Origin of the sequence: Caldithrix abyssi DSM 13497 (assembly GCF_001886815.1) — a bacterium.
In the GTDB taxonomy this organism is placed as follows: Bacteria; Calditrichota; Calditrichia; order Calditrichales; family Calditrichaceae; genus Caldithrix; species Caldithrix abyssi.
Window position 1 is genome coordinate 4,552,560 of sequence record NZ_CP018099.1, and the last position, 24,580, is coordinate 4,577,139.

General features: G+C 41.6%; 20 protein-coding genes and 1 tRNA gene. 9 read left to right on the forward strand and 12 right to left on the reverse strand.

The features are described from left to right. Positions 1-14 precede the first annotated feature (14 nt). A tRNA-Glu gene (locus tag Cabys_RS17905) sits at positions 15-87 on the forward strand. 2,798 nt (positions 88-2,885) lie between these two features. Here Cabys_RS17905 and Cabys_RS17915 read toward each other — a convergent pair. Both Cabys_RS17915 and Cabys_RS17920 read right to left on the reverse strand, forming a co-directional pair. Then, positions 2,886-4,127 (reverse strand): IS110 family RNA-guided transposase, encoded by a 1,242-nt coding sequence (locus Cabys_RS17915; protein WP_006926587.1) that lies wholly within the window; start codon positions 4,125-4,127, stop codon positions 2,886-2,888. A gap of 506 nt (positions 4,128-4,633) precedes the next feature. Continuing rightward, positions 4,634-5,134, reverse strand: a complete 501-nt coding sequence (locus Cabys_RS17920; RefSeq protein WP_006927965.1) for a hypothetical protein — start codon at positions 5,132-5,134, stop codon at positions 4,634-4,636. Positions 5,135-5,375: 241 nt separating this feature from the next. On the opposite strand from Cabys_RS17920, the gene Cabys_RS19925 reads away from it, so the two are divergent. From Cabys_RS19925 to Cabys_RS17935, 4 genes are all read left to right on the forward strand, one after another. Continuing rightward, entirely contained in the window at positions 5,376-5,558 is a 183-nt protein-coding gene (locus tag Cabys_RS19925) for a hypothetical protein (protein WP_150125347.1), read from the forward strand. A gap of 505 nt (positions 5,559-6,063) precedes the next feature. Continuing rightward, entirely contained in the window at positions 6,064-7,020 is a 957-nt protein-coding gene (locus Cabys_RS17925; RefSeq protein WP_006927964.1) for a malate dehydrogenase, read from the forward strand. 91 nt (positions 7,021-7,111) lie between these two features. Continuing rightward, positions 7,112-7,789: a metal-dependent hydrolase gene (locus tag Cabys_RS17930; RefSeq protein WP_006927963.1), complete on the forward strand. Its 678-nt coding sequence runs from the start codon at positions 7,112-7,114 to the stop codon at positions 7,787-7,789. Between the two features lie 276 nt (positions 7,790-8,065). Further along, complete coding sequence (locus tag Cabys_RS17935) at positions 8,066-8,755, forward strand: SprT-like domain-containing protein (protein WP_006927962.1); 690 nt, start codon at positions 8,066-8,068, stop codon at positions 8,753-8,755. 45 nt (positions 8,756-8,800) lie between these two features. On the opposite strand, the gene Cabys_RS17940 is transcribed toward Cabys_RS17935, so the two are convergent. The 10 genes from Cabys_RS17940 to Cabys_RS17985 all read right to left on the reverse strand — a co-directional run bounded on the left by Cabys_RS17940 (position 8,801) and on the right by Cabys_RS17985 (position 20,958). Next, positions 8,801-9,418 (reverse strand): cytochrome c3 family protein, encoded by a 618-nt coding sequence (locus Cabys_RS17940; RefSeq protein ID WP_006927961.1) that lies wholly within the window; start codon positions 9,416-9,418, stop codon positions 8,801-8,803. A gap of 94 nt (positions 9,419-9,512) precedes the next feature. Then, positions 9,513-10,778: a cytochrome c3 family protein gene (locus Cabys_RS17945; RefSeq protein WP_006927960.1), complete on the reverse strand. Its 1,266-nt coding sequence runs from the start codon at positions 10,776-10,778 to the stop codon at positions 9,513-9,515. Between the two features lie 9 nt (positions 10,779-10,787). After that, entirely contained in the window at positions 10,788-12,743 is a 1,956-nt protein-coding gene (locus Cabys_RS17950; protein ID WP_006927959.1) for a hypothetical protein, read from the reverse strand. Between the two features lie 19 nt (positions 12,744-12,762). Then, the gene (locus tag Cabys_RS17955; protein WP_169313628.1) at positions 12,763-13,332 is read right to left on the reverse strand and encodes a cytochrome c3 family protein; all 570 of its coding nucleotides are present in this window, start codon (positions 13,330-13,332) and stop codon (positions 12,763-12,765) included. 1 nt (position 13,333) lies between these two features. Next, the gene (locus Cabys_RS17960) at positions 13,334-14,404 is read right to left on the reverse strand and encodes an NHL repeat-containing protein (RefSeq protein WP_006927957.1); all 1,071 of its coding nucleotides are present in this window, start codon (positions 14,402-14,404) and stop codon (positions 13,334-13,336) included. Positions 14,405-14,544: 140 nt separating this feature from the next. Next, on the reverse strand, positions 14,545-15,159 hold the full coding sequence (locus tag Cabys_RS17965) for a cytochrome c3 family protein (protein WP_006927956.1): 615 nt from the start codon (positions 15,157-15,159) through the stop codon (positions 14,545-14,547). A 254-nt stretch (positions 15,160-15,413) separates the two neighbouring features. Continuing rightward, positions 15,414-16,790 (reverse strand): sigma-54-dependent transcriptional regulator, encoded by a 1,377-nt coding sequence (locus tag Cabys_RS17970; protein WP_006927954.1) that lies wholly within the window; start codon positions 16,788-16,790, stop codon positions 15,414-15,416. Continuing rightward, positions 16,777-18,330, reverse strand: a complete 1,554-nt coding sequence (locus tag Cabys_RS17975) for a sensor histidine kinase (RefSeq protein ID WP_044281067.1) — start codon at positions 18,328-18,330, stop codon at positions 16,777-16,779. The genes Cabys_RS17970 and Cabys_RS17975 overlap by 14 nt, the downstream gene beginning before the upstream one ends. Next, positions 18,299-19,987 carry a cytochrome c3 family protein gene (locus tag Cabys_RS17980; RefSeq protein ID WP_006927952.1) on the reverse strand — a complete coding sequence of 563 codons (1,689 nt, stop codon included), beginning with the start codon at positions 19,985-19,987 and terminating at the stop codon, positions 18,299-18,301. The genes Cabys_RS17975 and Cabys_RS17980 overlap by 32 nt, the downstream gene beginning before the upstream one ends. After that, positions 19,984-20,958 carry a 6-bladed beta-propeller gene (locus tag Cabys_RS17985; RefSeq protein WP_006927951.1) on the reverse strand — a complete coding sequence of 325 codons (975 nt, stop codon included), beginning with the start codon at positions 20,956-20,958 and terminating at the stop codon, positions 19,984-19,986. The genes Cabys_RS17980 and Cabys_RS17985 overlap by 4 nt, the downstream gene beginning before the upstream one ends. A 174-nt stretch (positions 20,959-21,132) precedes the next feature. Here Cabys_RS17985 and Cabys_RS17990 point away from each other — a divergent pair, with 174 nt between their 5' ends. The 4 genes from Cabys_RS17990 to Cabys_RS18005 all read left to right on the forward strand — a co-directional run bounded on the left by Cabys_RS17990 (position 21,133) and on the right by Cabys_RS18005 (position 24,512). After that, a complete protein-coding gene (locus tag Cabys_RS17990) occupies positions 21,133-21,507 on the forward strand; it encodes an ArsR/SmtB family transcription factor (protein WP_006927950.1) in 375 nt (124 codons plus the stop codon). Next, positions 21,497-21,949 carry a hypothetical protein gene (locus tag Cabys_RS17995; protein ID WP_044281066.1) on the forward strand — a complete coding sequence of 151 codons (453 nt, stop codon included), beginning with the start codon at positions 21,497-21,499 and terminating at the stop codon, positions 21,947-21,949. Before Cabys_RS17990 ends, Cabys_RS17995 begins: the two co-directional genes overlap by 11 nt. 135 nt (positions 21,950-22,084) lie before the next feature. Then, the gene (locus Cabys_RS18000) at positions 22,085-23,539 is read left to right on the forward strand and encodes a TolC family protein (protein WP_006927948.1); all 1,455 of its coding nucleotides are present in this window, start codon (positions 22,085-22,087) and stop codon (positions 23,537-23,539) included. A gap of 22 nt (positions 23,540-23,561) precedes the next feature. Continuing rightward, on the forward strand, positions 23,562-24,512 hold the full coding sequence (locus Cabys_RS18005) for an efflux RND transporter periplasmic adaptor subunit (protein WP_006927947.1): 951 nt from the start codon (positions 23,562-23,564) through the stop codon (positions 24,510-24,512). The last annotated feature ends 68 nt before the right edge of the window (positions 24,513-24,580 follow it).

The window sequence follows — 24,580 nt, forward strand, 5'->3', positions numbered from 1 at the left end:
GTGTGAACATAGACGCTCCCATCGTCTAGAGGCCTAGGACACCGCCCTTTCACGGCGGCGACAGGGGTTCGAATCCCCTTGGGAGTGCCTCAAGAAAGAGCCCGCCAAATGGCGGGCTTTTTTAGTTTCAAACAAACGAAGCGTTGTACGAATTGAGCCGGAATGATTGGACGAAATGACCGGAACTCTACACGAAAGGTTCGAGTCAGAGGCAAATACTTTCAAAAAGAACGCATGCTGATTTTTCGACGGCGACAGGGGTTCTCCCACAGGGACTCCTGCGGAGGAATCCCCTTGGGAGTGCCTCATGAAAGAGCCCGCCAAATGGCGGGCTTTTTTAGTTTCAAACAAACGAAGTTTTGTGCGAATTAATCCGGAATGACTGGCCGAAATGCCCCGAATTCTACACGAAAGGTTTGAGTCAGAGGCAAATACTTTCGAAAATAACGCATGCTGATCCTCCCGGCGGCGACAGAGATTCTCCCAAAGGGACTCCTACGGAGGAATCCCCCTGGGAGTGCCTCAAGAAAAAGCCCGCCATTTGGCGGGCTTTTTTAGTTTCAAACAAACGAAGCGTTGTACGAATTGAGCCGGAATTAATGGCCGAAACGACCGGAACTCTACACGAAAGACTTGAGTCAGAGGCAAATACTTTCGAAAATAACGCATGCTGATTTTTGACGGCGACAGGGGTTCTCCCACAGGGACTCCTACGGAGGAATCCCTTGGGAGTGCCTCAAGAAAAAGCCCGCCATTTGGCGGGCTTTTTTTGTTTCAAACAAACTAAGTTTTGTGCGAATTAAGCCGGAATGACTGGCCGAAATAACCGGAATTCTACACGAAAGGTTTGAGTCAGAGGCAAATACTTTCAAAAAGAACGCATGCTGATTTTCACGACGGCGACAGGGGTTCTCCCACAGGGACTCCTACGGAGGAATCCCCTTGGGAGTGCTTCTGAAAAAAGACCGCTTTTTGGGCGGGCTTTTTGTTTTCGTGATTGGGGATGTTCAGCAGATTTGAGTAAGAGATAAGTCTTTTTAAAAAAACGCATGCTGATTTTCACGACGGCGACAGGGGTTCTCCCACAGGGACTCCTGCGGAGGAATCCCCTTGGGAGTGCTTCTGAAAAAAGACCGCTTTTTGGGCGGGCTTTTTTGTTTTAGAGATTGGTAATGTTCCGCAGATTTGAGTAGGAGATAAGTCCTTTCAAAAAAACGCATGCTGATTTTTCGACGGCGACAGGGGTTCTCCCACAGGGACTCCTACGGAGGAATCCCCTTGGGAGTGCTTCTGAAAAAAGACCGCTTTTTGGGCGGGCTTTTTTGTTTTAGAGATTGGTAATGTTCCGCAGATTTGAGTAGGAGATAAGTCCTTTCAAAAAAACGCATGCTGATTTTTCGGCGGCGACAGGGGTTCTCCCACAGGGACTCCTACGGAGGAATCCCCTTGGGAGTGCTTCTGAAAAAAGACCGCTTTTTGGGCGGGCTTTTTGTTTTCGTGATTGGGGATGTTCAGCAGATTTGAGTAAGAGATAAGTCTTTTTAAAAAAACGCATGCTGATTTTCACGACGGCGACAGGGGTTCTCCCACAGGGACTCCTACGGAGGAATCCCCTTGGGAGTGCTTCTGAAAAAAGACCGCTTTTTGGGCGGGCTTTTTGTTTTCGTGATTGGGGATGTTCAGCAGATTTAAGTAAGAGATAAGTCTTTTTAAAAAAACGCATGCTGATTTTCACGACGGCGACAGGGGTTCTCCCACAGGGACTCCTGCGGAGGAATCCCCTTGGGAGTGCTTCTGAAAAAAGACCGCTTTTTGGGCGGGCTTTTTTGTTTTAGAGATTGGTAATGTTCCGCAGATTTGAGTAGGAGATAAGTCCTTTCAAAAAAACGCATGCTGATTTTTCGGCGGCGACAGGGGTTCTCCCACAGGGACTCCTGCGGAGGAATCCCCCTGGGAGTGCCTCAAGAAAAAGCCCGCCATTTGGCGGGCTCTTTTAGTTTCTAACGAACAAAGCGTTGTACGAATTGAGCCGGAATTAATGGCCGAAACGACCGGAACTCTACACGAAAGACTTGAGTCAGAGGCAAATACTTTCGAAAAGAAAACATGCTGATCTTCCCGGCGGCGACAGAGGTTCTCCCAAAGGGACTCCTGCGGAGGAATCCCCCTGGGAGTGCCTCAAGAAAGAGCCCGCCATTTGGCGGGCTTTTTTAGTTTCAAACAAACGAAGCGTTGTACGAATTGAGCCGGAATTAATGGCCGAAACGACCGGAACTCTACACGAAAGACTTGAGTCAGAGGCAAATACTTTCGAAAAGAAAACATGCTGATCTTCCCGGCGGCGACAGAGGTTCTCCCAAAGGGACTCCTGCGGAGGAATCCCCCTGGGAGTGCCTCAAGAAAAAGCCCGCCATTTGGCGGGCTCTTTTAGTTTCTAACGAACAAAGCGTTGTACGAATTGAGCCGGAATGACTGGAACTCTACACAGGCAGACGAAAAACCTTCAAAAACGACTGAAACAGCCGCTCAAAATACACCCCCCTGATTTATTATAGTCAAATATTTTAATAATAAAGTTATTAACAATATGTTAATAACTGTAGAGGGTGTGGATATGTGGATAACTCATTTTTTACACACCTAACTCCTTTCTTTTTAATATGTTAATTATTGTGGATAACTTTTTCGCCTATTTTTTGAGATATTTTACCTTGTTCTACCCTGATATTCGAGAGTCTGTATTTTAACAGCTCTTATCTTACTTAATCGGAACTAAGGTAAATATGACGGGAAGCCTTTTTTTGCTCTCTTACCGAAGGTCATACTATCTGTATGCCTTTATGGGGGGGCCGAAGGTCTTCCCGCCATATCTCAAATTGTTGCTTTTAGGCTGCTTTATTTGATTTTTTATAGCCTTCTATGTAGAAACTATCATCTCTTACTAATGCAAAAATAATGGCTAATATCTTTCTGGATAACGCCGTTAAAGCCTTGGCGCTGGCCATCCCTTTCTCCTTATGTACCTGATAAACTTCTTGTAAGATACCTCTACTTGCATTGATGGCTATATAAAAAAGAGCTTTTCTTAATAAACTCCGACCGCGTTTGCTTATGTGATGTTTACCTTTATGTTGGCCAGAACTGACTTCATACAGGTTTAATCCCGCTATCTTCTCTAACTCACGATAACTTTTATATCTGCGGATATCTCCTAACTCTCCTATTAAAATGGCTGCGATTATGGGTCCTATCCCTTTTATGGATAATATGTTCCTGCTGTATGGCACTTCTTTTAAATAATTCTCTATCTCATCCTTTAGTGACTTTTGATAAGATTCTAAACGATCTATCTGATCAAGATGTATCTTGATCTCCATTACAATGGACCGGGTTCCTTCTTTGATGCCTCCGCTCATCTTAGCAGCTTCATATAAAGCAAGGGCCTTTTCTTCACCTAATCGGTTTTTACTTACTGACTTTATTAGCTCTGTTAGCTTTGTTAAGCCTAAATCCAATATGAATTGAGGTAAAGTATAATGAGCCAAAAGATAACGTGAAGTCTTTGTAGTTAAATCTCTCATGACCTGAGAGAATTCCGGAAATATCTTAAATAACTGTCCCTCAATTCGATTATAACTCCTTCGTAGATCTTCAAGTATTTTCTCTCTTAAATGAACCAATTCGCGTAATTCCGCAAAAATTCCCTCTGGGATGATTACTGTTAAATATTTGTTTAATTCTATTATATCTGCTATGACCTTTGGGTCTTTTTTATCTGTCTTATTGGGACTATTGTCCGTTAATTCTTTCAGGCGCTTGGTATGCATCGGATTTATTTGTACAATCTCATAGCCCCTTCGATGTAGATAATGAATGAGCGCAAGCCCATAGCTGCCAGTGGATTCCAGGCCAAATAAACAATTCTTAAGACCGGTCTTTGCTCTGAAGCTTTCTACTTTTTTTAAAAAATATTCGAATCCTTTACCTGTGTTAAAAAACTTAAACACTTCTAACTCCTGACCATCTTTTGTACGTGCATAACCGTAATTAAATTTTTTGCCTATATCCACTGTAACTAATAAGGTTTCTTCGTTGAATTTTCTCTCTTTTTTGTTTATTTTCCCCATGACTATGCTCCTTTCTTTTTTTTTAAATCAGCTTACAATTTAAGGAGTATAGTCTTTTCTTTCATCCTTTTGTTGACAACTATAATATAGTAAGCTTTTGCCTGTGGAAACTACTTGCCACAAAAAACTTTGCAACCAGAGGCAGGCCATGGAATAAGAATGCAGAATAAATCAACGGTGTCGGATTGGGAACTTCTGCGTTTGATGATTTTGCTTTGTTAAGGGAAGAGAAGGAGCGCTCTGTCAGAGCGCTCCATTTGTGCGGCGGAGGTCATGGCCCGGGGCGTTGCCCCGGGCCAACTAACCCCATCTATTTTAAAATCGCAAACCAATTAGCCGCAATACGCTCTCCCAAACAATAGGAATTAATGCTTTTTGTCATTAACTTTTAATACACATCAGATTTTTTGCCGCAGTGGTCTGAAAAAAATACCAGCCTTTTTAACTCAAAAAGCCCGACATACGTCGGGCTTTTTCGGTTGTTTTATTTGGGGGGGGTAGAAGGACTATTTGATGCCTCGTTTAGCGTTGCCTTTGGGGCCGGTGCCGTCACATTCGCCTGTTCCAAGGCCCGTTCCCTGTGTGGCGCCCTGCATTTTACCTTTGCCCAACTGACGACCGGTGCCATCCTGAGGACGAACATAATCCGGGTCCTGACCATTGGGAATGCCGTCGCCGTCCGAATCGATGGCGTTGTCGTTAATCCCGTCGCCGTCCAGATCAACAAAGCCGGCGTTGCTGTTGCCCTTGCGCATTTTGGCCCCGGTGTAATCCGGATCCATTCCGTTGGGAATGCCGTCGCCGTCTGCATCCGGCGCGTTGTCATTGTAACCGTCGCCGTTGAGATCCACAAAGCCTTTGACCTGGCCCTGAGCGCCGTTCATAACTTTAGATTGGTATTTGAAACCATGACGATATTGGTTTTGCACCTGTAAAGAGTCCTGTGCAAAAACGTTGCTGGCAAAGAAGATTGCCACTAAGCCTAAGATTGCGAGTAAGTTCTTCATTTTGAACCTCCTTGATTTTTGGTTTTACTTTAATTCAATTTCGCTATTAATAATGTCAAAAGCCGTGCCAAAAAATTTAATGCAGTTTAAAGCGTTGAAATTAAAGGTCTTATAAATAATGAGTTTTTTACGTCCCATGCGGCTTCCCGACAGGCCGGTCGTTTTAAAGTACCGCAAGGTCGATTTAACCTGTACCTAAGCAAATCAGGAGCGAAAGAATTATTAAATGACTTTTTGACAAATGAAAACAAATTGTAAAATTTTAGGCATCACGCCGACCTCTTTTGTTCAAAAAGCAATGCTGAGCAAAGCCTGGCGTTTGCATACCAATGGATTCCGCTTATATCCAATTCCAAATCATGGCCAATTACCTGGAGCAATTACACAAAATGAGGATTTGATAAATTGCCTGGCATCACAATAAGAATAAATTTAAAGAGTCCGCTCTTAAAAGGTATTATTATCGAATTTCATTTAAATGGGTCTATTGTTTTTATTTAAATTACATAAAATATATTCGTGAAATTCGTGGTTTTTATACTGAACTCATTTAAAGTAAGTTTTACAATCATTGCTGAAAATTCATATAACATAACATATCTCCAGGAGTGTAAAATTGATTTTAAGAAGTAACATAGAGTTCTGCAAAATGTAAATTTTAGTGTCATTTCGAGGAGCGTAGCGACGAGAAATCTTCTGTTTTTGTAGATGTTAAAAGATTCCCAATCCTGATGAATCGGGATTCCAAATGATCTTTTTGTGCATTTTGTAGAACTCTAAGAGGTAACAGAATAAAGAGGCAAGGTTTTAGGATGGACGATCGGGCGAAAAAAAGGCGGATTTTAATGGCAAGCATTTGTTTTGAATTTACTATGTGCTTAAATTCGCTATTGTATTAGGTCAATTATATAAACTGAAAGGAGCATCAAATGTTAAACAAAATGGCTGTAATTGGCGGTGGAAATATTGGCGGCGTTTTAGTTCAGGAAATTGTTAAACGCCGTCTGGCCAGAGAGGTGGCTCTGGTTGACGTAAAAGAACCTGATCTGGCTAAAGGTAAATGCCTGGATATTGCCGAAGGCACGCCGGTCGTCCATTCCGACATCCGGGCCGTAGGCGCTAAAACCTACGATATTATTAAAGATGCAGAACTGGTCATCAACACGGCCGGCGTCCCACGTACGGTTCGCCCGGATGGCACCATTCCTACACGGGAAGAATTATTAACGACTAACCTCAAAATCACCGACCTGGTAAGCGAAGGCATTCAAAAATACTGCCCCAATGCTATGATTATTTCTGTTGCCAATCCGCTGGATGCCATTGTTTACCGACTGTTCATGAATTTGAAGCCCTCACGCGAAAAATTAGTGGGCATGGCCGGTGTTTTGGATTCCAGTCGCTATCGTTATTTTGTGGCTGAAGAAGCCGGCGTGAGTGTGGAAAATGTGGAAGCGCTGGTTTTGGGCGGCCATGGCGACACCATGGTGCCCATCCGCTCTGCATGCCGTATTGCCGGAATGCCGGTTGAAAAATTCATCTCCCCGGAAAAATTGGAAGCCATTGAAACCAGAACCCGCAAAGCCGGCGGCGAAGTGGTTAATCTGTTAGGCACTGGTTCGGCCTTTGTATCTCCTGCCTGGAGCGCTTTAGAAATGGCAGAAGCCATCATCTTTGATAAAAAGAAAATTATGGCGGCCAGCGCGTTGTTAAAAGGCGAATACGGCGTTGACGGCCTGTTCATCGGCGTTCCGGTTATTTTGGGCAAGGGCGGCGTTGAAAAAGTGATTGAAATTGACATGACCGATTCTGAACGCGAACGGTTTAACAAATCCATCGAAGCGGTCCGCAAAACCACCAATGAAGTTATCGAGATGACGAAATAATTATGTGTACAAAATAGTCTCCTGTACTGAGCAGGCAGGAGACTATTTTACCGTTTTCATAAGTGATATTGATTAAGTTTAGGAGGAAGCCATGGGGAAATTAAAATATTTAAGTCATTCGGCATGGCTCATTGAAACCGCTGGTCACCGTATAGCCATCGATCCATTTTTAGAAGGCAATCCCAAAGCCCCAATGAAACCAACGGATGTAAAAGCCGATTTTATCGTGGTCACCCATGCTCACGGAGATCATCTTGGCGACGCCATTCCCATTGCTAAATCATCGGGCGGAACGATTATCTCTAATTTTGAAATTTACAACTATGTGACCAACCAGGGCGCCAATGCGCATCCCATGCATATCGGCGGCTCACACCAGTTCCCGTTTGGACGGGTAAAGCTGGTTCCTGCCTGGCACGGATCGTCTTTTCCTGATGGCAGTTACGGCGGCACCCCGGCAGGGGTTGTTTTAACTGTTGAAGGCAAAAATATTTACCACACAGGCGACACCGGTCTCTTTCTGGATATGCAGCTGATCGGCGAGATGACGCCCATTGATATCTTTCTGGTTAATATTGGCGATAATTTTACCATGGGCATCGACGATGCCGTTAAAGCCGTTGAACTGGTCAAGCCCAAATTAACCATTCCCATGCATTACCAAACCTTTGATGTGATCGATGTGGATCCGAATGAATTCGTAAAAAAAGTCCGGGACAAAGGCTTTGAAGTAAAATTGCTTGACTTTGGCCAGAGTATGGATTTTTAACCCACACCGCCTTTTAAGCCCCACAGATTACTTTTATCGGTGGGGCTTTTTTTATATTTTGACAACTGAATTCGCTCTAAAAAGAGTGAGCTTTCATTTCGAACGAAGAGAAAAATCTTATAAGTACCACAAAAACAACCTTACTTTTCAAGGATTCTATGGTTGAAATACTAAAAAATACCTTTATAGAGTGAACTCACAAATAATTGCACTAAAAAAAAAGAATAAATAATTTGCACAACGTGTTGTGTTAAGGACTAAATAAGAGAATATTGAATGACAGAAGCCGATCTGCAAAAAATTTCAACAGAGCTGGTACAGGAGCTAACAGGAAAAAAGAAAGTTCAGGTGTCAGCCTGTTTTTACAAATCGAAAGCGTTAAACCATAAAATAAAGCTGGATAGAGGGACCATTCATATCCGCATCGCGGAAGGGCTGCGGCATGCCCCGGAGACGATCATTCGTGCCCTGATCAAAATTCTTGTTTTAAAACTGCACCGTTATAAAGTGGATCGAAATTTATATAAAATATATCGCGAGTACGTGGACACCCATTCCCAATTACTGTCGCCCCAAAAAGTTTACCAGCCTTCTAAATCTTATCAAGCTGAGGGGAAAGTCTTTAACCTGAATGCGTTATTCGATCAGTTAAACGAAGAGTTTTTTCAGAACAAATTACAAAAACCCCTGTTAGGCTGGAGTTTACGCAAGAGTTATCATCGGCTTGCTTTTTATTCAGCCAAAAAAAATTTACTGGTTGTCAGCCGGATTTTTGATGCAAAGAAAGTACCGCAAGAAGTAGTAAAATTTTTATTGTATCACGAAATGCTACACATCGCCATTCCGGTGGTGAAAGTTAATGGCCGCCGCCGCATCCATCCCCCCGCTTTCAAACAACGAGAGAAACAGTTTCCGCAATATGAAGCTGTTCAAAAATGGATCGAGAAGAATATTAATCGGCTATAACACTAAACAATCTTGTTAAACAATCTCGTTCAAAAAACTACATTTTTATTTGATATGGCAGGTTAAACACAATCTACTTTTAGCATTCATTATAACCAGCATTTTTTCATTTCCCATCAAGTTGTGCGTATCATGGCACGAAGTACACTGAAGCTGATTGTCTATTAAGAGGTCTTGCTGTATGGTGGCGCCCAGCCCCGATTCACTGGAAGCAGGATCATAAAGCCCGCCGTCTTCTTCAGCAAGCTTGGAGTCATAAACAAAAGAAACTGGATGATTGTTACGCAAATCCGTGCCAATTTGCGCCTCAGCAGGGACATATTTACTGGCTTGCAGGCCGCCGCCAAAATTATTAAGCGCAATCGTACCGTCGTGGCAGCTTAAGCACAATTTAGAAATACCTGTAGGTTGCCCCACTTTGGCATTCAGGGTATTGCTTTGATAAACATTGTAAGTAATTTCTTTATAATTGTGTTCCCACAAGGGCTGTTTGACCGATTTATGTCCTTCGCCATCCTCTGTGTGGCACACCGAGCAAGAATTATCAGATATATTCCATTCTGAATTGGTAAAATCATGAGGAGAATTTAAAAATTTTTGTCCATAAGCTACACTAGCAATGCTTAGTAAAAGGGATAAGCAAAGTTTAAGTCCCTTCATCATAGCTTTCTCCCAATTTTCATCTTTTTCTTCATATTAAAAAATCGACCTTTACAAAATTTGTTTAGTTTTAAAGCCTTTCCTGCTCAGAAACCTATCATCTTCGATACGATTTGGGGGCATGGCACCCCGGAGCACAACTTCCTCCTTTTTCGTCATATTTGAAATTCATTGGCATGTCCCACTTTCCAAAGCGCACCGTCTTTGGAATTAGATGCACCGACTGTGCGCCATGAACATCATGGCATAGTGTACAGCTACGGCCTTTTTCGCCGCTGATATGTAATGCATGTAAATTCGTCTTCCCATCAATAAAGCCGGTATCCAAATTTTGAGGATTTAGGATCTCAGAATCATGACAATTAAAACACAAGGCAAAATTTTCAGGATCACTCTCCGTATATGAAGTGGCAGGGAATTTACCGGTCAAAAGAAAAGGAAATTCTTCTTTATGTACATTATGACAAATCAAGCATCCTTCATCTTCAATTGGCGCGTGAATTACGTGAGCTTGCTTTAATCTTTTCTCCATGTCAAAAATAGATGGATCACTGGAATTATGGCAGTTCAGACAAAGTTCAGGCGTTTCAGCCTTTAAAATAAACTCGTTATTCGTAGCATGTGGCGTATGACACTTTAAGCAGGGGGATGTTTCTTTTAAAGGCCCATGAACAATATGTTTGCTCTCGACTTCAGCATCTTCTGTGTCATGGCAATTAAAGCATAGATCCGGCGATTTTTGAATTAACAGATTTTTATACTTAGAAACATGAGGCGTATGGCAACTTTCACACTCTTCTTCGAAAGGCGCGTGAACATAATCCGAGCTAAGAAGTTCTCGCTTGTCGTCATGGCATTCAAAGCACAATTCCGGCCGTTCGGTTTTTAAAAGGGAAGCGCGAAGAGAATGGTGAGGGTCGTGGCAAGCAATACAGTCCTGCTCTTCATAAGGCGGATGAATGGTCTTATCCGTTTCCATTTCATGGCAAGATGCGCAAATTGATTCGTCTTCTTCTCCTAACAAAAGTCCAGATTTTTCCGATGAATGCGGCGAATGACAGTCCAAACATCCGCCAGCCTCAACCGGCTCATGAACAACCGTTAAATTATCTTTCTGGTCATGACAATTATAACACAGTTCCGGTACTTCCGAGATTAAACTAAATTCATTTCCAGATGAATCCGGATGTTGTTTATCATTACTTTCATGACAGGAAAGACAATCATCTTCAATCGCCGGATGTATTACCGGCTTATTTATCAATCCCTGATGGCATCCGGCAGAAGTACAATCTTCTTCCTGCGCTCTTCCCTGTGCCAATAAAAGAAACAATATCATCGCAACCAAAATATATCTATGCATAATGAGCCCTTAAAATTTCCTTTCAACACGGAAATATGCATTCCGGTATTGTATGATTTCACTTTCAAAGTCACGCTGGTAAAATTCCAATCCCAATTTAAACCATGTATTACGAAATTGAGTTTGCCATTCGACCTGCCCGGTCCATAATTCGAGATTTAAATTTTGCCCTATTTGTTTACGATAGCTGGCATTGATTTCTAATCGAGTTTTTCGCAGAAATTGATAAAGAATACGTGAATTGACATCAATAAATTGTTGTTTTTCGTTTTCTTGTATTAGTTTATAATCTCTGTAGTTGCCAGAGAAAATAAAGGTCAGATCTCTCCCTCCCCTTCCCGTAAAAGAGGCAAAATAGCGTTTTGAACGATAAGGTACAATATTCGTATTAAATTGATCGTCTTCCCAGCCAATATCAAACTGTTTATATGAGAAATTTACCCCAATAACTTTCTGATCACTCCATTTTAAAATACGCAGCAATAAAGGATCGATTTTATCAAAATCCGATTTATTCCGGCGATAGTAAATACGAATGAGATTTTTGAATAAACTCAAACTTCCGCCATAAATATTTCCCTTTAAGGAATAGTCATATTCAATGTTTTGTTCTGTATTATAATCGATAAGCACAGTAGCTCCCGAAGGAATTCGTCCGCCGGGCAATCTTTGGATCTCTATAAAATCTCCTCTTTCAATTAAAATATAATCGATGTTTTCCTGATATATAATTATTCCCAGCTCATCTTTAACGACAATCGTTTCAATAAGAACATAGGGATATTCCAGAATCACAACGCTACCATCTTCCAAAACATGTTCTTCGTTATAAATTTGCAGCAGCAAAGACTGGTTATCACGCTGCGTGGATCGCCGAAGGTGTTCATAATTCAGATTTAATACTCCTCCGGGTATTTTCTTGGTATAATTAAGTGATCCGCCGATTATTTTTCTGGACTCGTTATAATTGGTGTTTTTGATTTTATCGTATCTATAAAACACATCACTGACCAGGCTTTTATACAATTTATGCTGCAAATGGGTATTCAAATTATGAAGAACATTCTTGATAGATTGAAATTTGCTGTCATTATAACGGTAGCCGCTTTTAAATTTGAAATTGAGGGGCAGATTTAAATTGAGAGTCTCTGTAAGATTGATCCGCTCGAATGGTTGAGATCCTGTTTGCTTGGTGGCCCACACATTTGAAAATATGCCGGACATCCTGTTTTTATCAAAATAGATATTTTCTTTAAATTGCAATTCGTGTAATAAATTATTAAACGCTTTCTGATCTGCATATTGATAATGTGAAATTCTTCGATTGTATTTAAATTTACTAACATCAAATTTAGTAAATGACTTATTTATTTCTACAAAGAGATTTTCTAAACGAGATTTAAACGTTCTACCTGTAGCAAGTTCATATTGCCTCCATTTGTCGTTGTTCCATTGAACATTAATGGGCATAAAACGATTCCTGATAGAGAAATTTGCTCCCACATTATTTCTGAAAGATTCCACATTGGTAGTTAATTCTCTATTAAAAAAGTTATGGGTATAATTTGCGTGAAATACAAGGCGAAGGGGACGTTGCGAAAAGAAGGTGGCTTTTCCCTTTAAACTTTCTAAAGATGACAATTCTGAGCGATCCGGGGCGACTAAGAACATATCTCTACGCGTTCCGGGATTATAGTTGCCCCCGAAATCTAATTGCAAAAAATTTGGGTGCCAGAGAATGCTTTTAATGTTTAACTCAATTAAGCCGGTTACAATCTGGGCATTGTATTTTTCGTTGTTTTTATTGCTGAATGTTGTTTCCTGGTATCTATATTGCGTATTTACACCCATTAAGCCGCTGACCTTCGATATTCGAAATAATTGAAAATCATCGGCAAACAAATCAGAACTAATTGCCAACACTAATATGACGTATGCCAAAGGTAGTAAAAGTTTATTAACCATAGCCTAACAAATCCATTTCTTACTTAAGAAAAGGAGGTTCTTCTCCTCCGTGGGCATCATGGCACTCTGTGCAGGCCATTGCCTCAACCTCTTCATGGACTTCGTTTTTCTGTACATCTCTGGTATCATGACAATGTAAACACATTTCCTGACCACTTCGAGTTAACAGCATTTTATTCTTAGAAACATGAGGATGATGGCAGGTTGTACAGGCTCCTGCCTCAACCACACCGTGCAGTTTTGGCATTTCCTGGCGAAAATCGTCGTGACACTCATAACATAGATCTGGCATGGGGGCAATAAGACTGTTACCGCCACGCATATCATGACAGGCTCCACAATCACGGTCTGCAAAAGGTGGATGCATGGTTTGCTCGGGCGTTTGGTGTTGTCTTAAGGTTAACTTGCTGGATTTATTATTTAAAGAATCAGCAGTCAGTCTGTCGCCTTGTTTTTTAGAGGTTTGTTCAGGGTTGGGCACCCCATCAAAAAAAAATGACAGTACCTGATACCGAGTTTTGGGCGAACAGCTGAAAATGAGAAAAAGTATTATTAAAAAATTCAGAACAAAAAGAATCAGCCGTTTCATCTTATCTGGGCTCAACAAAACCATATACATTCACCTTATCCGGACCATATTGATTCGTAACAAAGATAAGATATTTTAGTTTAAATCCTTTATAAACGTATTTTTCAAAATATTGAAAATTATCATAATCGATTATTACTTTTGCAGGAAGCCACATATCTCCGGGTTTTTCGTAACTTCCCCCGAAAAACATTAAAAGGTTACCCTGGGCGTCAAATAACTGCACATTTTCAAACCCGGCATCAACCACATAAAGAATTTCATCTTTATCGACAGCAATGCCTTTGGGTCGAACAAACTGGCCTAAAACTTTGCCATAACTCCCGACGGTCCGAACAAGCTCTCCCTTTTTAGTATAAACTTTTATTTTAAAGCTTCCAAAATCACTTACATACACATATTTATCGGTAACAAATAAGTTTGTAGGGGAGCTCAAAAAAGGATCTGTTTTGGGCTTTTCCTCGGGAAAACGAAAAAGTTCTTTATAATTTTTTGCAGAAAACACGCGAACGGTATGGGCTTTCATATCGCATACCCAGATGCTGTCATTTTTTACGAAAACATCGGTAAAACGCATTGTTTCTGGGTTCCCAAAAGAAGCTTTATATGTTAAATCCGGGTTAAAAATCACGACTTGCTTTCGTCCGGCATCTGCTACATACAAATTTCCTTGATTATCGACAAAGCTGTTGATTGGCTTTTTTAAAAGTCCCATTCCCGACGGTCTGAAATAATCAAAAGTACGCTTATTTAAATCAACAATTTCCAGTCCCCCCAGGATGGTATCACAAATATAAATTTTGCCTTTATAAATACTAATTCCATAGGGTTTAATAATAGGTTTTCCTAAATCTTCCCCTAAAATGAAGCGCATGAAAGGCGAGCGCTCTCCTGTAATATCAACGGAGCTGCTAAAGCTGGTTAAATATTGAATCCTGGCCGTATCCGGGGGAGATGGATAAACCACAATATTATCCAGCGTAATTTCTCTGGTCATTTTATGCGCGCAGGAAAGAAAAAAAAACAGAGCTATAAAGCTGAAGAATAAAAAGCTTTTCTTTAGTAAAGGCATATAACCCCTCATCGCTTGATTGTAATTTGAGCATTAAAAAGGGACGATATTTTACCCAACATCGTCCCTTTAGTTTAAAAAATGAAAGTCAAACATTCAAGTTCGACTTTCATCAATTGTTCAAGAATGAACGGCCATAATTATTTTGCATGGCAAGTAAGGCACAGATCGCTATTGGCATTGCTTTTAATCAACAGGTACCCTGTGGTGCCAGCGCCGTTGTGAACATCGTGGCAGGAAGAACATTCTAATTTGTGAGAGATCAACATATCCTGATCAATCGTGCCGCCTAAACCGGAATTGGTGGTCGTTGGATCATAAAGACCGCCATCAGCTGTTGCGAGGGCAGCATCATATACAAAAGATACCGGATGATCGTCACTTAAATCGGTACCAATCAAGTCATTGCCCGAAACAAATTCGTTACCATTTGTTTCGCCACCAAAATTATCAACAGCAACCGTACCATCATGGCAACTTAAACAGAGTTTGGAAACTCCGTTCGGCTGGCCAACCGTTGCATCCAATGTGGAGCTGGAATACGGCGTAAACGTTGCGCCGGTAACCTCATGGTTCCACAATGGCGCATCATTTACAGTTGCATCAGCCTGGTGAGGGGTGTGGCATACGACACAAATTTCGCCCGACTGGTTCCACGCTTCTCCAGAAAAGTCATGAGCAGAGCCAACAATACTCTGGCCGAAACTCAATGAAGCAAGAAATAGAATGGAAAGAATTACTGATAAAACCTTCATACTTACCTCCTTAATTAGTGTAAAAGAACTTTGTTCAATTTTTGTTCAAACAACCTTTGCTTATTTATAGTACAAATATTATGCCGAATATTAATATATTTTACCTTTTGCTCACTCCATGCCGATATAGCCGCCTTTAGCTATAATAAAAAGTTTTTTAAAGTGTTCTGAGATGGTGTGAAATGGCAGAACGCGCAGGGAATGGGGGATATGCCCCGCTTCTGGTGGGGGATATCCCCCATTAACGTGAATTATCATAGTAATTTATACTTTTTAATCTTGTACCGTAACGTGTCCCGAGTAATGCCAAGTAATTTTGCCGCTTTGGATTTATTATATCCTGCTTTTTTTAAGACCAATTCGATGATCTTTTTCTCGACTTGATATAATGAAAATCCGTCCTCGGGAATCTCAAGCCAATTTTCAACATCATTAATTTTGGCTGGCGGCGGTATTTCTTTTAGTTCGAATGGCAGAGAATCGAGTTGAATATATTCTGAATTTTCTAAAATGACCGCCCTTTCAAGCACATTAATTAATTCACGGACATTACCCGGCCAGTCATAATGTTCTAAAAGCTGGAGGCTTTCCCTGGTTACGCCTTTAATATCTTTGCCAAACTTTTTTGCGAGAAATTTTACAAAATGGTCGATTAATAGCGGGATGTCCTCTCTACGTTCTCTGAGAGGCGGGAGCTCTATTTGAAACACTTTTAAGCGATAAAGTAAATCAAGACGAAATTTACCCTCTTTGACCGCCTTTTCAAGGTCCCGATTGGTAGCGGCAATGATTCGCACATCAACGTTGATGTCTTCATTTCCGCCAACTCGCCTGAATGTTTTGTACTCCAAAACGGTCAAAAGCTTGGATTGGGTATTGAGAGGTAGTTCTCCGATTTCATTTAAAAATACCGTACCGCCATCAGCAATCTCCAGCAAGCCCTTTTTCATTTTATGGGCGCCAGTAAAAGCGCCGCGCTCATGGCCGAACAGTTCTGACTCTAACAAATTTTCAGGCAGTGTGGCACAATTTATAGGCACAAAAGGCCGGTCTTTCCTGGTGCTTTGATTGTGAATGGCCGAGGCAAAAATATCCTTACCCGTGCCGCTTTCGCCCAGCAGCAAAACGGTAGTCGCTTTTGATGTTGCGATACGTTTAGCCAGCTGTATGGCCTGTCTAATTGAGGGAGAGGTTCCGATAATATGATTAAAAGTCAAATCCATGGGTTTGTCACGGCAGAGCAGCTGAACCTCATGTACCAGTTGAATTTTATCCTTAATTCCCTGTAATAAGATCCTTATTTCATCATGATTGAACGGTTTATTAATATACTCATAGGCGCCCATCTTCATGGCTTCAACAGCAGTTTCTATAGAGCCGTAAGCCGTCATAAAAATTATGTAAACGTCATCGCGCAGCTGTTTTAACTTTTTAAGAACATCCAATCCCTGGATTCCGGGGAGCCGGTTGTCTAAAAAAACGATGTCGTGAAAATCTTTTTCGAACAGCTTTATCCCTTCTTCTCCGCTTTCGGCGGTTGTTACTTCAAAGTATTTATTATCAAATTCTTTTTTGAAGGACCATCCGATAAGTTTTTCGTCATCAATGACTAATATCTTAATACGAGCCATGAAGCACCCTCTGCCTAAACTCGTTTTTCTTAATACGTATTATACGCGATGGAAGAGTAATAATAAATCGGGTATAATGCCCCACTTTACTCTCAACTTCAATTCGGCCGTCAAGCTGTTCTATTATTCGCTGAATAATAGCAAGCCCGAGCCCAGTGCCTGACTGCTTGGTTGAATAGAATGGTTTAAATATTTTTTGATAATCTTCCTTAGAGATTCCTATCCCGTTATCTTCTACTATAATTTGTACAATGGACTCTACCGGAATATATTTGGTTTCAATCAATATCCTGCCCGGCCGTTCCTGAGGAATAGCCTGTATGGCATTTTGAATCAAATTCGTAAGTACATTTTCCATTAACTTACGGTCTATTTTTAACAGCGGAAGATTGTAGTCCAGCTTAAGCTTAAACTCTATTTGATTTTCTTTAAACTGCTTTTGATAAAAATAAATATTATGCTTTATTAAATCATTTAAATTTTCTACCTCTAACTCCAGATCGATGGGTTTAGCATATTGCAAAAGATCATTGATTGCTTTGTTAACACGACCTGCCTGGTATCGAATTTCCCGAAGGATAATTTTGTGTTCAGGGTCTGATATTTCTCTGGCAATTACTTCAATGGCATTAGTGATGCCCATTAAAGGATTTTTAATCTCATGCGCCAGGCTGGCTGCCATTTCGCCGATGCTGGCCAATTTTTGTGCATTCTTCAACTTGTTTTGATTGCAAACGCTTAATTCAACTTGCATTTCATGGATTTTTTCAATCATAAAGTTAAAGTGTTGGGCCAAATCCCCCAATTCTTCTACGTCTTCAATTTTAACCCGTTCTGAAAAATCGCCTTTACTGATTCTGGCTATGGTATCTTTAAACCTATTTAGATTGTATTTTATGGTGCGATAATGTAAAATACGCATCGAACTGAGAATAAAAAGAATTAACAAAATCGCAAAAACTCTGCCAAAGAGAATAAACATTTCAGAGTTCTTATGAATGGAGGCCAGATCAAGATCAATCACAATGTAACCAAGCTGCTTTTCGGATGGATCGTGACAGCTGTAGCAGGATGGATTGTTTTGTAAAAGCATCAAGCCTCTGTAAACATCCCTGTCCAGCTCGTAAATCTTCGTCTCTGTCTTGCTGTCGGTATTAATTAATTTACTTAATTCCAAATTTATCTGAGATTTATTTTCCCCTTTTGTTGGAAGAGGATATACCAGCACACCATCTTTGTCAAGCAGATAGACATTATCTACCTTATTCGTTTTCACAAGGTTATCCATTAATGAATAAAGGACTTTACCACCGTCAGATTTTAAGTTATACAAATAATTCTCTTGCAAAAGAGATAGCATCATTTTCATATCATCAATGTAATTATCCTTTATTTTCGCCAAAAAGTATGAATAGAAAAAATGAAATCCGATAAAACTCACAAACAGCACAATTCCGGTAATGGTAATAATTATCCGATAACGAAATTTTAATCTTTGCATTTTGATCTCAATATTTTTTTGGTCTGTGGTCTTTGCCATGACATTTAAGATAACATTCTCCCGAAAAATCTCCTCTGTCAACAAACTTCAGCTGACCGTTTGAATTCGGGAAAACGATGTTCACATCAAAATTAATGAGATGTGTGTTATTGGTACTATTACCCTGGGTACTACTTATACCGTGCGCATCATGACATGCAGAGCACGGAGTATCTTCTCCAACAATATGTTCGCGGTGGACCTTTTTCCCAAATTTAGTATTGGAGTTGATTATCTTATTTCTGTCATGGCACTGATAACATAATTCATAATTCTGGTACGATTCACGCGTATTATCTGCCGTTTCATAGCGATATTTTAAAATTTGAGGATAAATTGAGCCATGTGGTCCGGCTGGGGCGGCTCCGTCGCTAGCATGGCAATCGGTACAATAGATCACGCTTGATTCGGTATATGGCGATATTAAGCTGGGTACATTGTTATTTACGCCGGGTGCCTCCACCGGGTGGAAGGAGGGATTGTTGGGATCAAACTCAAGTCGAACATTCGTTTGCTGAATCTGTCGTGAAATGGAACTGCCTGGTTTATCCGGGCTATCGGCATGGCAGCGATAGCATACCTCGTATTGATATTGGACCGAACTAACCGGATTTCCGTTTGTGTCAACGCCTTTTGCGCCCTGAAGAAATCCACTGGCATCAGGAGCGGTTGCCGCCTGATTTTGAGCCTGATGCGGATTATGGCAATCTACGCATTCCACATGTTTGGTCTGTACGGTGGCCGCTTCTTCCGGTTGGTGAATATTGGAGTAAAGATATACATCATGTCGATAAGGTTTGCTGAGCTGGGCTTCGATATCTTTCGATGCAACATTTCCATTGTGGCATACCAGACAATTGTTTTCCTCGGAAACCTGATTCATTAAAAATTCATGGCCGCTGGCATTGTGTGGATTATGGCAATTCTCACAGGCATTTTCGGATACGGTGTTGTAATCGGTATGATACCAGGGATCAGAACCAGAACCGTTCCATTGTGCCGTGGATTGGCTATGGCTGGTTTGTTGCCAGCCGCTTTTTTGGTGACAGTATAAACATAAATCCGAATTTTGATTGGTTGCCACAAGAAACTTCCCATAGATATCCTTATGCGGATCGTGGCAGGAGGTGCATTGTAGTTTTCCATTTTCAAGATAAACCGGGCCATTAAGAGTTGAAGGATCGACTAGTTCCGGATCCATTGTGCTTAAATTGACATCATAAATCAGTGAAACCGGATGATCATCAGAAAGATCGGTTCCCAGATTGGTGTTTCCCGCGGGAAGCGTGGTGATTCCCCCGCTCATGACAATATCCTGCGCCCGACTGAGAACGCTGCCCAGGGCAATGGTACCGTCATGACAGGAAAGGCACAAAATGGAAGAGCCGTCGGGCTGACCGGCTGAAGCATCGAACGTTGAACTATTGTAAAGGGTGTATATGGTGCCCGGACTTTCGCGGTTCCAGAGTGGCGCAATGGGATTGGCTTTATGCGGAGTATGGCAAAATACACAAATCTCGGTTTCGCTCTCCGCTTTTATAGTACCAGGACCGGATACCGATAGATTGTGTACGGTATTTTGAATACTTTGCGATAGTACAAGAGACTGAATGGAAAAGAAAAAAATGGCTAAAAACCGAAAATATGAACGATTCATGGCTTTCCTTGCTTCTTAAGTTTAAATTCCTGTATCCTCGAATTAAAACTATCGGCGACAAATATCCTGTCTTGACCGTCTATGTAAATCCCGGTGGGCATCCAAAACTGCCCCGCTTCTTTCCCCTGTCCGCCAAAATAAGTTAGTAGATTGCCCTGTTGATCAAAAACCTGAACCACATTAAACAGCGCATCCACAACATAAATATTGCCTTTCGTATCTGTGGCAATTCCTTTCGGACGCGCCAGATATCCGGAAACATCGCCTAATTTCCCAAATACCGTTCGAAATGTTCCGTCAAAATCGAAAATCTGTATCCGAAAGTTCATAGAATCATTTACATAAATTGTGCCAGAATTGTCAATCCAGATAAAAGTAGGGAAATTAAATTCGCCGTGACCCAATCCTCTTTTCCCCAAAACACGTATTACCTTCCCTGATTTATCAAGAAATAATAAGCGGTGCTTTCCTGTTTCTACGACAACAACCTGTTTGCGGTGGGGATAATAGGCGATTCCGGTGGGATGATCGATGTCCAGGCTGTCGTTCCAAATTTTTAACCTGTTTTTTTTAAGATCGTACAGAAATATTTTATTCAATCCGCCATCGGTGATAAGCACAGAATCCTTATTTAGTATGCAGAGATCGACTGCGGAAAAAAGAAGAAAATTCTTTTTGTGCGTCAGCCAGGTTAACGCTTTGTTCTTTAAATCGATGGTTCCTAAATATCCTGCCCCCTGGTCTAAAAATATGTAATGCCCCGCATCCAGCATGTTTAAAGTAAATGGCCTCTGCATTCTAATATGCTCTTTGCCAAAGAAAAAATTAATCAATTTTTCACCAAGCGAAACGTGCGGTACGCTCAGGGTCTTGTTGGAATATTCTGCCACCCACACCACGCGGTAGGTTTCTGAAGCAAATCCGTAGTTAAATAAAATTAACACGACAATTATTAAGAAGCTGTTTCTCATCTTTTACTCCCTTAACAAATTTTTATTATATTACAAATTTTATGGAGCCCAATTCAACTAAAAATAATATAGCGATAAAATAGGGGGAACTTACAAACTTTTTCAAATAATTATTGACAACTTGCCATTTAATTGTTACATTTGAGCAATCGTTCAACTGAAAAGAAAGAAAAGATGAGTCCAAAGTCAGATTATGTTTGCTCGGTAGAAGTCGTAGATCAACAAAAGGTAACGCACGTGAATCAGGTGTTGCCAGAAAAAATGGTTACACGCCAGATGGCCGAATTTTTTAAGTCGCTTTCTGACCCCACGCGCTTACGAATCGTGCAGGCCCTTCTGGAAGAAGAGCTGTGCGTGTGCGATATTTCGGCCATTGTGGATATTTCCATATCGGCCATTTCGCACCAACTGCGGCTTTTACGCTCCATGCACATTGTTAAATTTAGAAAACAGGGAAAAATGGTGTACTATTCTCTGGAAGATGAACATATTTCGCGCATGTTAGAAATTGCTCTTGAGCATTTAAATGAAAAAGCGAATGAGCGTTAAAAGTATGTGGACAACCAGGATGAGGATAAACACGTTGCGGGCTACCAAAGCGGCAAAAGTCGTGCTTGCTGTTTTGTTTTTTTTACAAACTCTGGCTATTCCCGTCTCGGTGACCGGCGGCGTGCTGTGCGTTGCCAATGACCACATTGCCCTGGAATTCAAACAGGCTGTTCATGAGTGCCACAATGAGGCAAACTACTTTTCCAATTTTTTTAACTCTGAGGTCGAATACCATCAGGATGCCTGTCTGGACTTCCCCCTTCTTCAACATGAAAAGAACCTGATCCTGAAGCAAAATCAAAAAACGACGGTTTTGACTTTATCACCTTTTGTAAGCGCATACAGCTCACAAAAGGAATCGAAAGAAGAGCGGGTCACTTTTCGCTATTCCCCCACTTTCAAAAAAATGAAGCTGCTTCAAAGTATTGTTCTTCTCATTTGAAATTATCTATTTAGCGTCCTTTAAGTTTAAACTATTTAAAACTTAGAAAAACAGGACTGCCCTTTAAGGCGTCCAATCGTCCAGATTGAATACATGCTGGATGAGGCAAAGAGAAATGAATTTACATTCCGGTGGATGTTGATTCCTGAGGTGTGTGAAAAAGCAAAGACATCGGTTAAAATCGGGCGCTTGCAGCAGGGCGATTTTTCACAACACCTTGAAGATATCATGGATTTAATTTTTGGAGAAAATATGAAAATAGTGATTGCCTTAATTACGGCTTTTGTAATAGTTATCGGGTGTGCCGGGCCAGTTCTGCAGGTAAAGCAGGTCGAACCCAGACCAGTGATCGAAGAGGTAACATCGGCAGGATCTTCGTTGAAAGGCGAGCTTTCGCCAGAGGGGACCATAACGGTATTAAAAGCCTTACAACTGGCCCTGCAAAGCAATCCACAGCTAACGGTCTTTTCCCTTGAAATACGTGCAAGAGAAGCCGCCGCCCTGCAGGAATCGTTTTTACCGAATCCGGAGCTGGCGGTGGAAGTGGAAAATTTTGCGGGAGGCGGGGCGCTTGCCGCGTTTAAAGCCAGTGAAACGACGATTTCGCTGGGGCAGCTGATTGAGCTGGCAGGAAAACGAGCCAGACGAACGCAGGCCGCTGCTCTGCAAGCCGAACTGGCTGGCTGGGATTTTGAAAGCAAACGGCTGGAAGTTTATGCTCAGGTGGTGAAAAATTTTTATGATGTTCTGGCCATTCAAAAACTCGTAAAGTTAAATAAAGAAATTTTGACTCTAACTGAAGAATTTAAAGATCAGATCTCGCTTCGTGTTACAAGCGGCCGCACGTCTCCGGCGGAGCTTTCGAGAGCGGAGGTGGAAGTTGCCAATGCCCGGATTGCGCTGGAACAAAGCCAGAGAAGACTTCAGGCAGCCCGGCAGAGGCTGGCGGCGACCTGGGGAGCAACCACGGCCGCATTTGACAGCGTAACCGGAAATTTTGAAAATGTAAGCGCTTTGCCTGCCTTTGAAGCTTTGCAAAATGCCTTACAAAAGAATCCCGAGTGGCTGCGCTGGGACACAGAAACCAGGCTTAAACAGGCTCAACTGGCCCTGGCCAAAGCCCTTAGAATACCCGATCCGACCATTACGGCCGGCTACCGACGCTTCAATGACCTTGGCCAACAGGCCTTTGTAGCCGGATTTTCCATCCCTTTGAATATTTTTAACCGAAACCAGGGAGGCATTAAAGAGGCCGCGCTGCGCGCAAAACAAACAGCCTTTCAGGAGACGTTTTCCCGGCTGCAGCTGCAAACAGAGCTATCCACAATGTATCAAAACATTTCGGCCGTTCAGCAATCCATTTTTGCTTTAAAAAACGAAATTATTCCCAAAGCCCGGCAGGCGTTCGAAACCATCAGCAGGGGATACCAATTAGGTAAATTTAACTTTTTAGAAGTACTGGATGCCCGCAGGTCTTTGTTTTCTGCCAGACAAGCCTATTTGCAAAACCTGGCCGATTATCATCAATTAAGAGCAGAAATCGAACGGCTTACCGGTAAATCACTGGAAAGCTTTAAAATAGAGAGATAAAAAAATGATAGAGGAAACTCGTATGAAAAAGAAAAAACTTTTAAGCATAACCATTCTTTTAATGTTTGCCATTTTTAGCCTGTGGCAGTGTGCGCCTGAAAAAAAGCCTGAAGATAAACCATCCGTACAGGAAGAGAACCACGAAGAAGAGCAAATTGTAACCATTTCTCCGGAAGAAATGAAAGAGTTTGGCGTGGAACTGGCCAAAGCCGGCGCGGGGAATTTACAGTTGCATGTCAATTTACCGGGAGAAATCGTGATCCCGCCGGATAATCTGGCTCATATCCATCCCCGTTTTCCGGGCATTGTAAAAAAGGTGTTAAAACACATCGGCGAACACGTTAAAAAGGGCGAAACACTGGCCATCGTAGAAAGCAATGAAAGCCTGGTTGAATACCAGATTAAATCTTTAATTGACGGAACGATTGTGGAAAAGCATTTGACCCTGGGCGAAGTTGTAACAGATAGAAATCATGGGTTTTTAATCGCCAATTTGAATACGGTCTGGGTTTACTTGCAAGTTTATCAGAAAGACCTGCCGTACGTAAAGGAAGGGCAAAAGGTAGTGATTTTTGCGGGGCCTGGTTTGCCCAGAGTAGAAGGCGTTATTGATTACATTTCGCCCATCATCGATGAAGTTACCAGAACGGCAAAGGCGCGCGTCGTTTTGCCCAACCCAAAGGGAATATGGAAGCCCGGGCTTTTTGTCACCGGCAGAATAATCACAAAAGACTTGCAAGTAGATGTTCTGGTTCCCAAAACGGCGCTTCAAACTCTGGCAGATGAAACGGTGATCTTTGTTAAAACCGATGAGGGCTTCGAACCCCGTCCGGTTGAGATTGGCAAAGAGAATGAAGAAAATGTGGAAATAATACATGGTTTGAATCCGGGAGAAATTTACGTGCGTAAAGGCGGCTTTACTCTGAAAGCCGAATTGTTAAAAAGCGAATTTGGCGACGGACATGGTCATTAAAAAACTTACAATTAAAAAATCTTTGTTTGGAGATTTGTGCGCCGATTATGGACGGGAATTTCTGATTT

Coding starts and splice junctions, on each gene's coding strand:
- Cabys_RS17950 (WP_006927959.1), bottom strand. CDS start 12,743: ATGGTTAATAAACTTTTACTACCTTTGGCATACGTCATATTAGTGTTG.
- Cabys_RS17920 (WP_006927965.1), bottom strand. CDS start 5,134: ATGAAGAACTTACTCGCAATCTTAGGCTTAGTGGCAATCTTCTTTGCC.
- Cabys_RS17945 (WP_006927960.1), bottom strand. CDS start 10,778: ATGCATAGATATATTTTGGTTGCGATGATATTGTTTCTTTTATTGGCA.
- Cabys_RS17990 (WP_006927950.1), top strand. CDS start 21,133: ATGAGTCCAAAGTCAGATTATGTTTGCTCGGTAGAAGTCGTAGATCAA.
- Cabys_RS17925 (WP_006927964.1), top strand. CDS start 6,064: ATGTTAAACAAAATGGCTGTAATTGGCGGTGGAAATATTGGCGGCGTT.
- Cabys_RS17975 (WP_044281067.1), bottom strand. CDS start 18,330: ATGGCAAAGACCACAGACCAAAAAAATATTGAGATCAAAATGCAAAGA.
- Cabys_RS18000 (WP_006927948.1), top strand. CDS start 22,085: ATGTTGATTCCTGAGGTGTGTGAAAAAGCAAAGACATCGGTTAAAATC.
- Cabys_RS17960 (WP_006927957.1), bottom strand. CDS start 14,404: ATGCCTTTACTAAAGAAAAGCTTTTTATTCTTCAGCTTTATAGCTCTG.
- Cabys_RS17955 (WP_169313628.1), bottom strand. CDS start 13,332: ATGAAACGGCTGATTCTTTTTGTTCTGAATTTTTTAATAATACTTTTT.
- Cabys_RS17995 (WP_044281066.1), top strand. CDS start 21,497: ATGAGCGTTAAAAGTATGTGGACAACCAGGATGAGGATAAACACGTTG.
- Cabys_RS17915 (WP_006926587.1), bottom strand. CDS start 4,127: ATGGGGAAAATAAACAAAAAAGAGAGAAAATTCAACGAAGAAACCTTA.
- Cabys_RS18005 (WP_006927947.1), top strand. CDS start 23,562: ATGAAAAAGAAAAAACTTTTAAGCATAACCATTCTTTTAATGTTTGCC.
- Cabys_RS17930 (WP_006927963.1), top strand. CDS start 7,112: ATGGGGAAATTAAAATATTTAAGTCATTCGGCATGGCTCATTGAAACC.
- Cabys_RS17970 (WP_006927954.1), bottom strand. CDS start 16,790: ATGGCTCGTATTAAGATATTAGTCATTGATGACGAAAAACTTATCGGA.
- Cabys_RS17935 (WP_006927962.1), top strand. CDS start 8,066: ATGACAGAAGCCGATCTGCAAAAAATTTCAACAGAGCTGGTACAGGAG.
- Cabys_RS17940 (WP_006927961.1), bottom strand. CDS start 9,418: ATGATGAAGGGACTTAAACTTTGCTTATCCCTTTTACTAAGCATTGCT.
- Cabys_RS17980 (WP_006927952.1), bottom strand. CDS start 19,987: ATGAATCGTTCATATTTTCGGTTTTTAGCCATTTTTTTCTTTTCCATT.
- Cabys_RS17965 (WP_006927956.1), bottom strand. CDS start 15,159: ATGAAGGTTTTATCAGTAATTCTTTCCATTCTATTTCTTGCTTCATTG.
- Cabys_RS17985 (WP_006927951.1), bottom strand. CDS start 20,958: ATGAGAAACAGCTTCTTAATAATTGTCGTGTTAATTTTATTTAACTAC.
- Cabys_RS19925 (WP_150125347.1), top strand. CDS start 5,376: ATGAAAACAAATTGTAAAATTTTAGGCATCACGCCGACCTCTTTTGTT.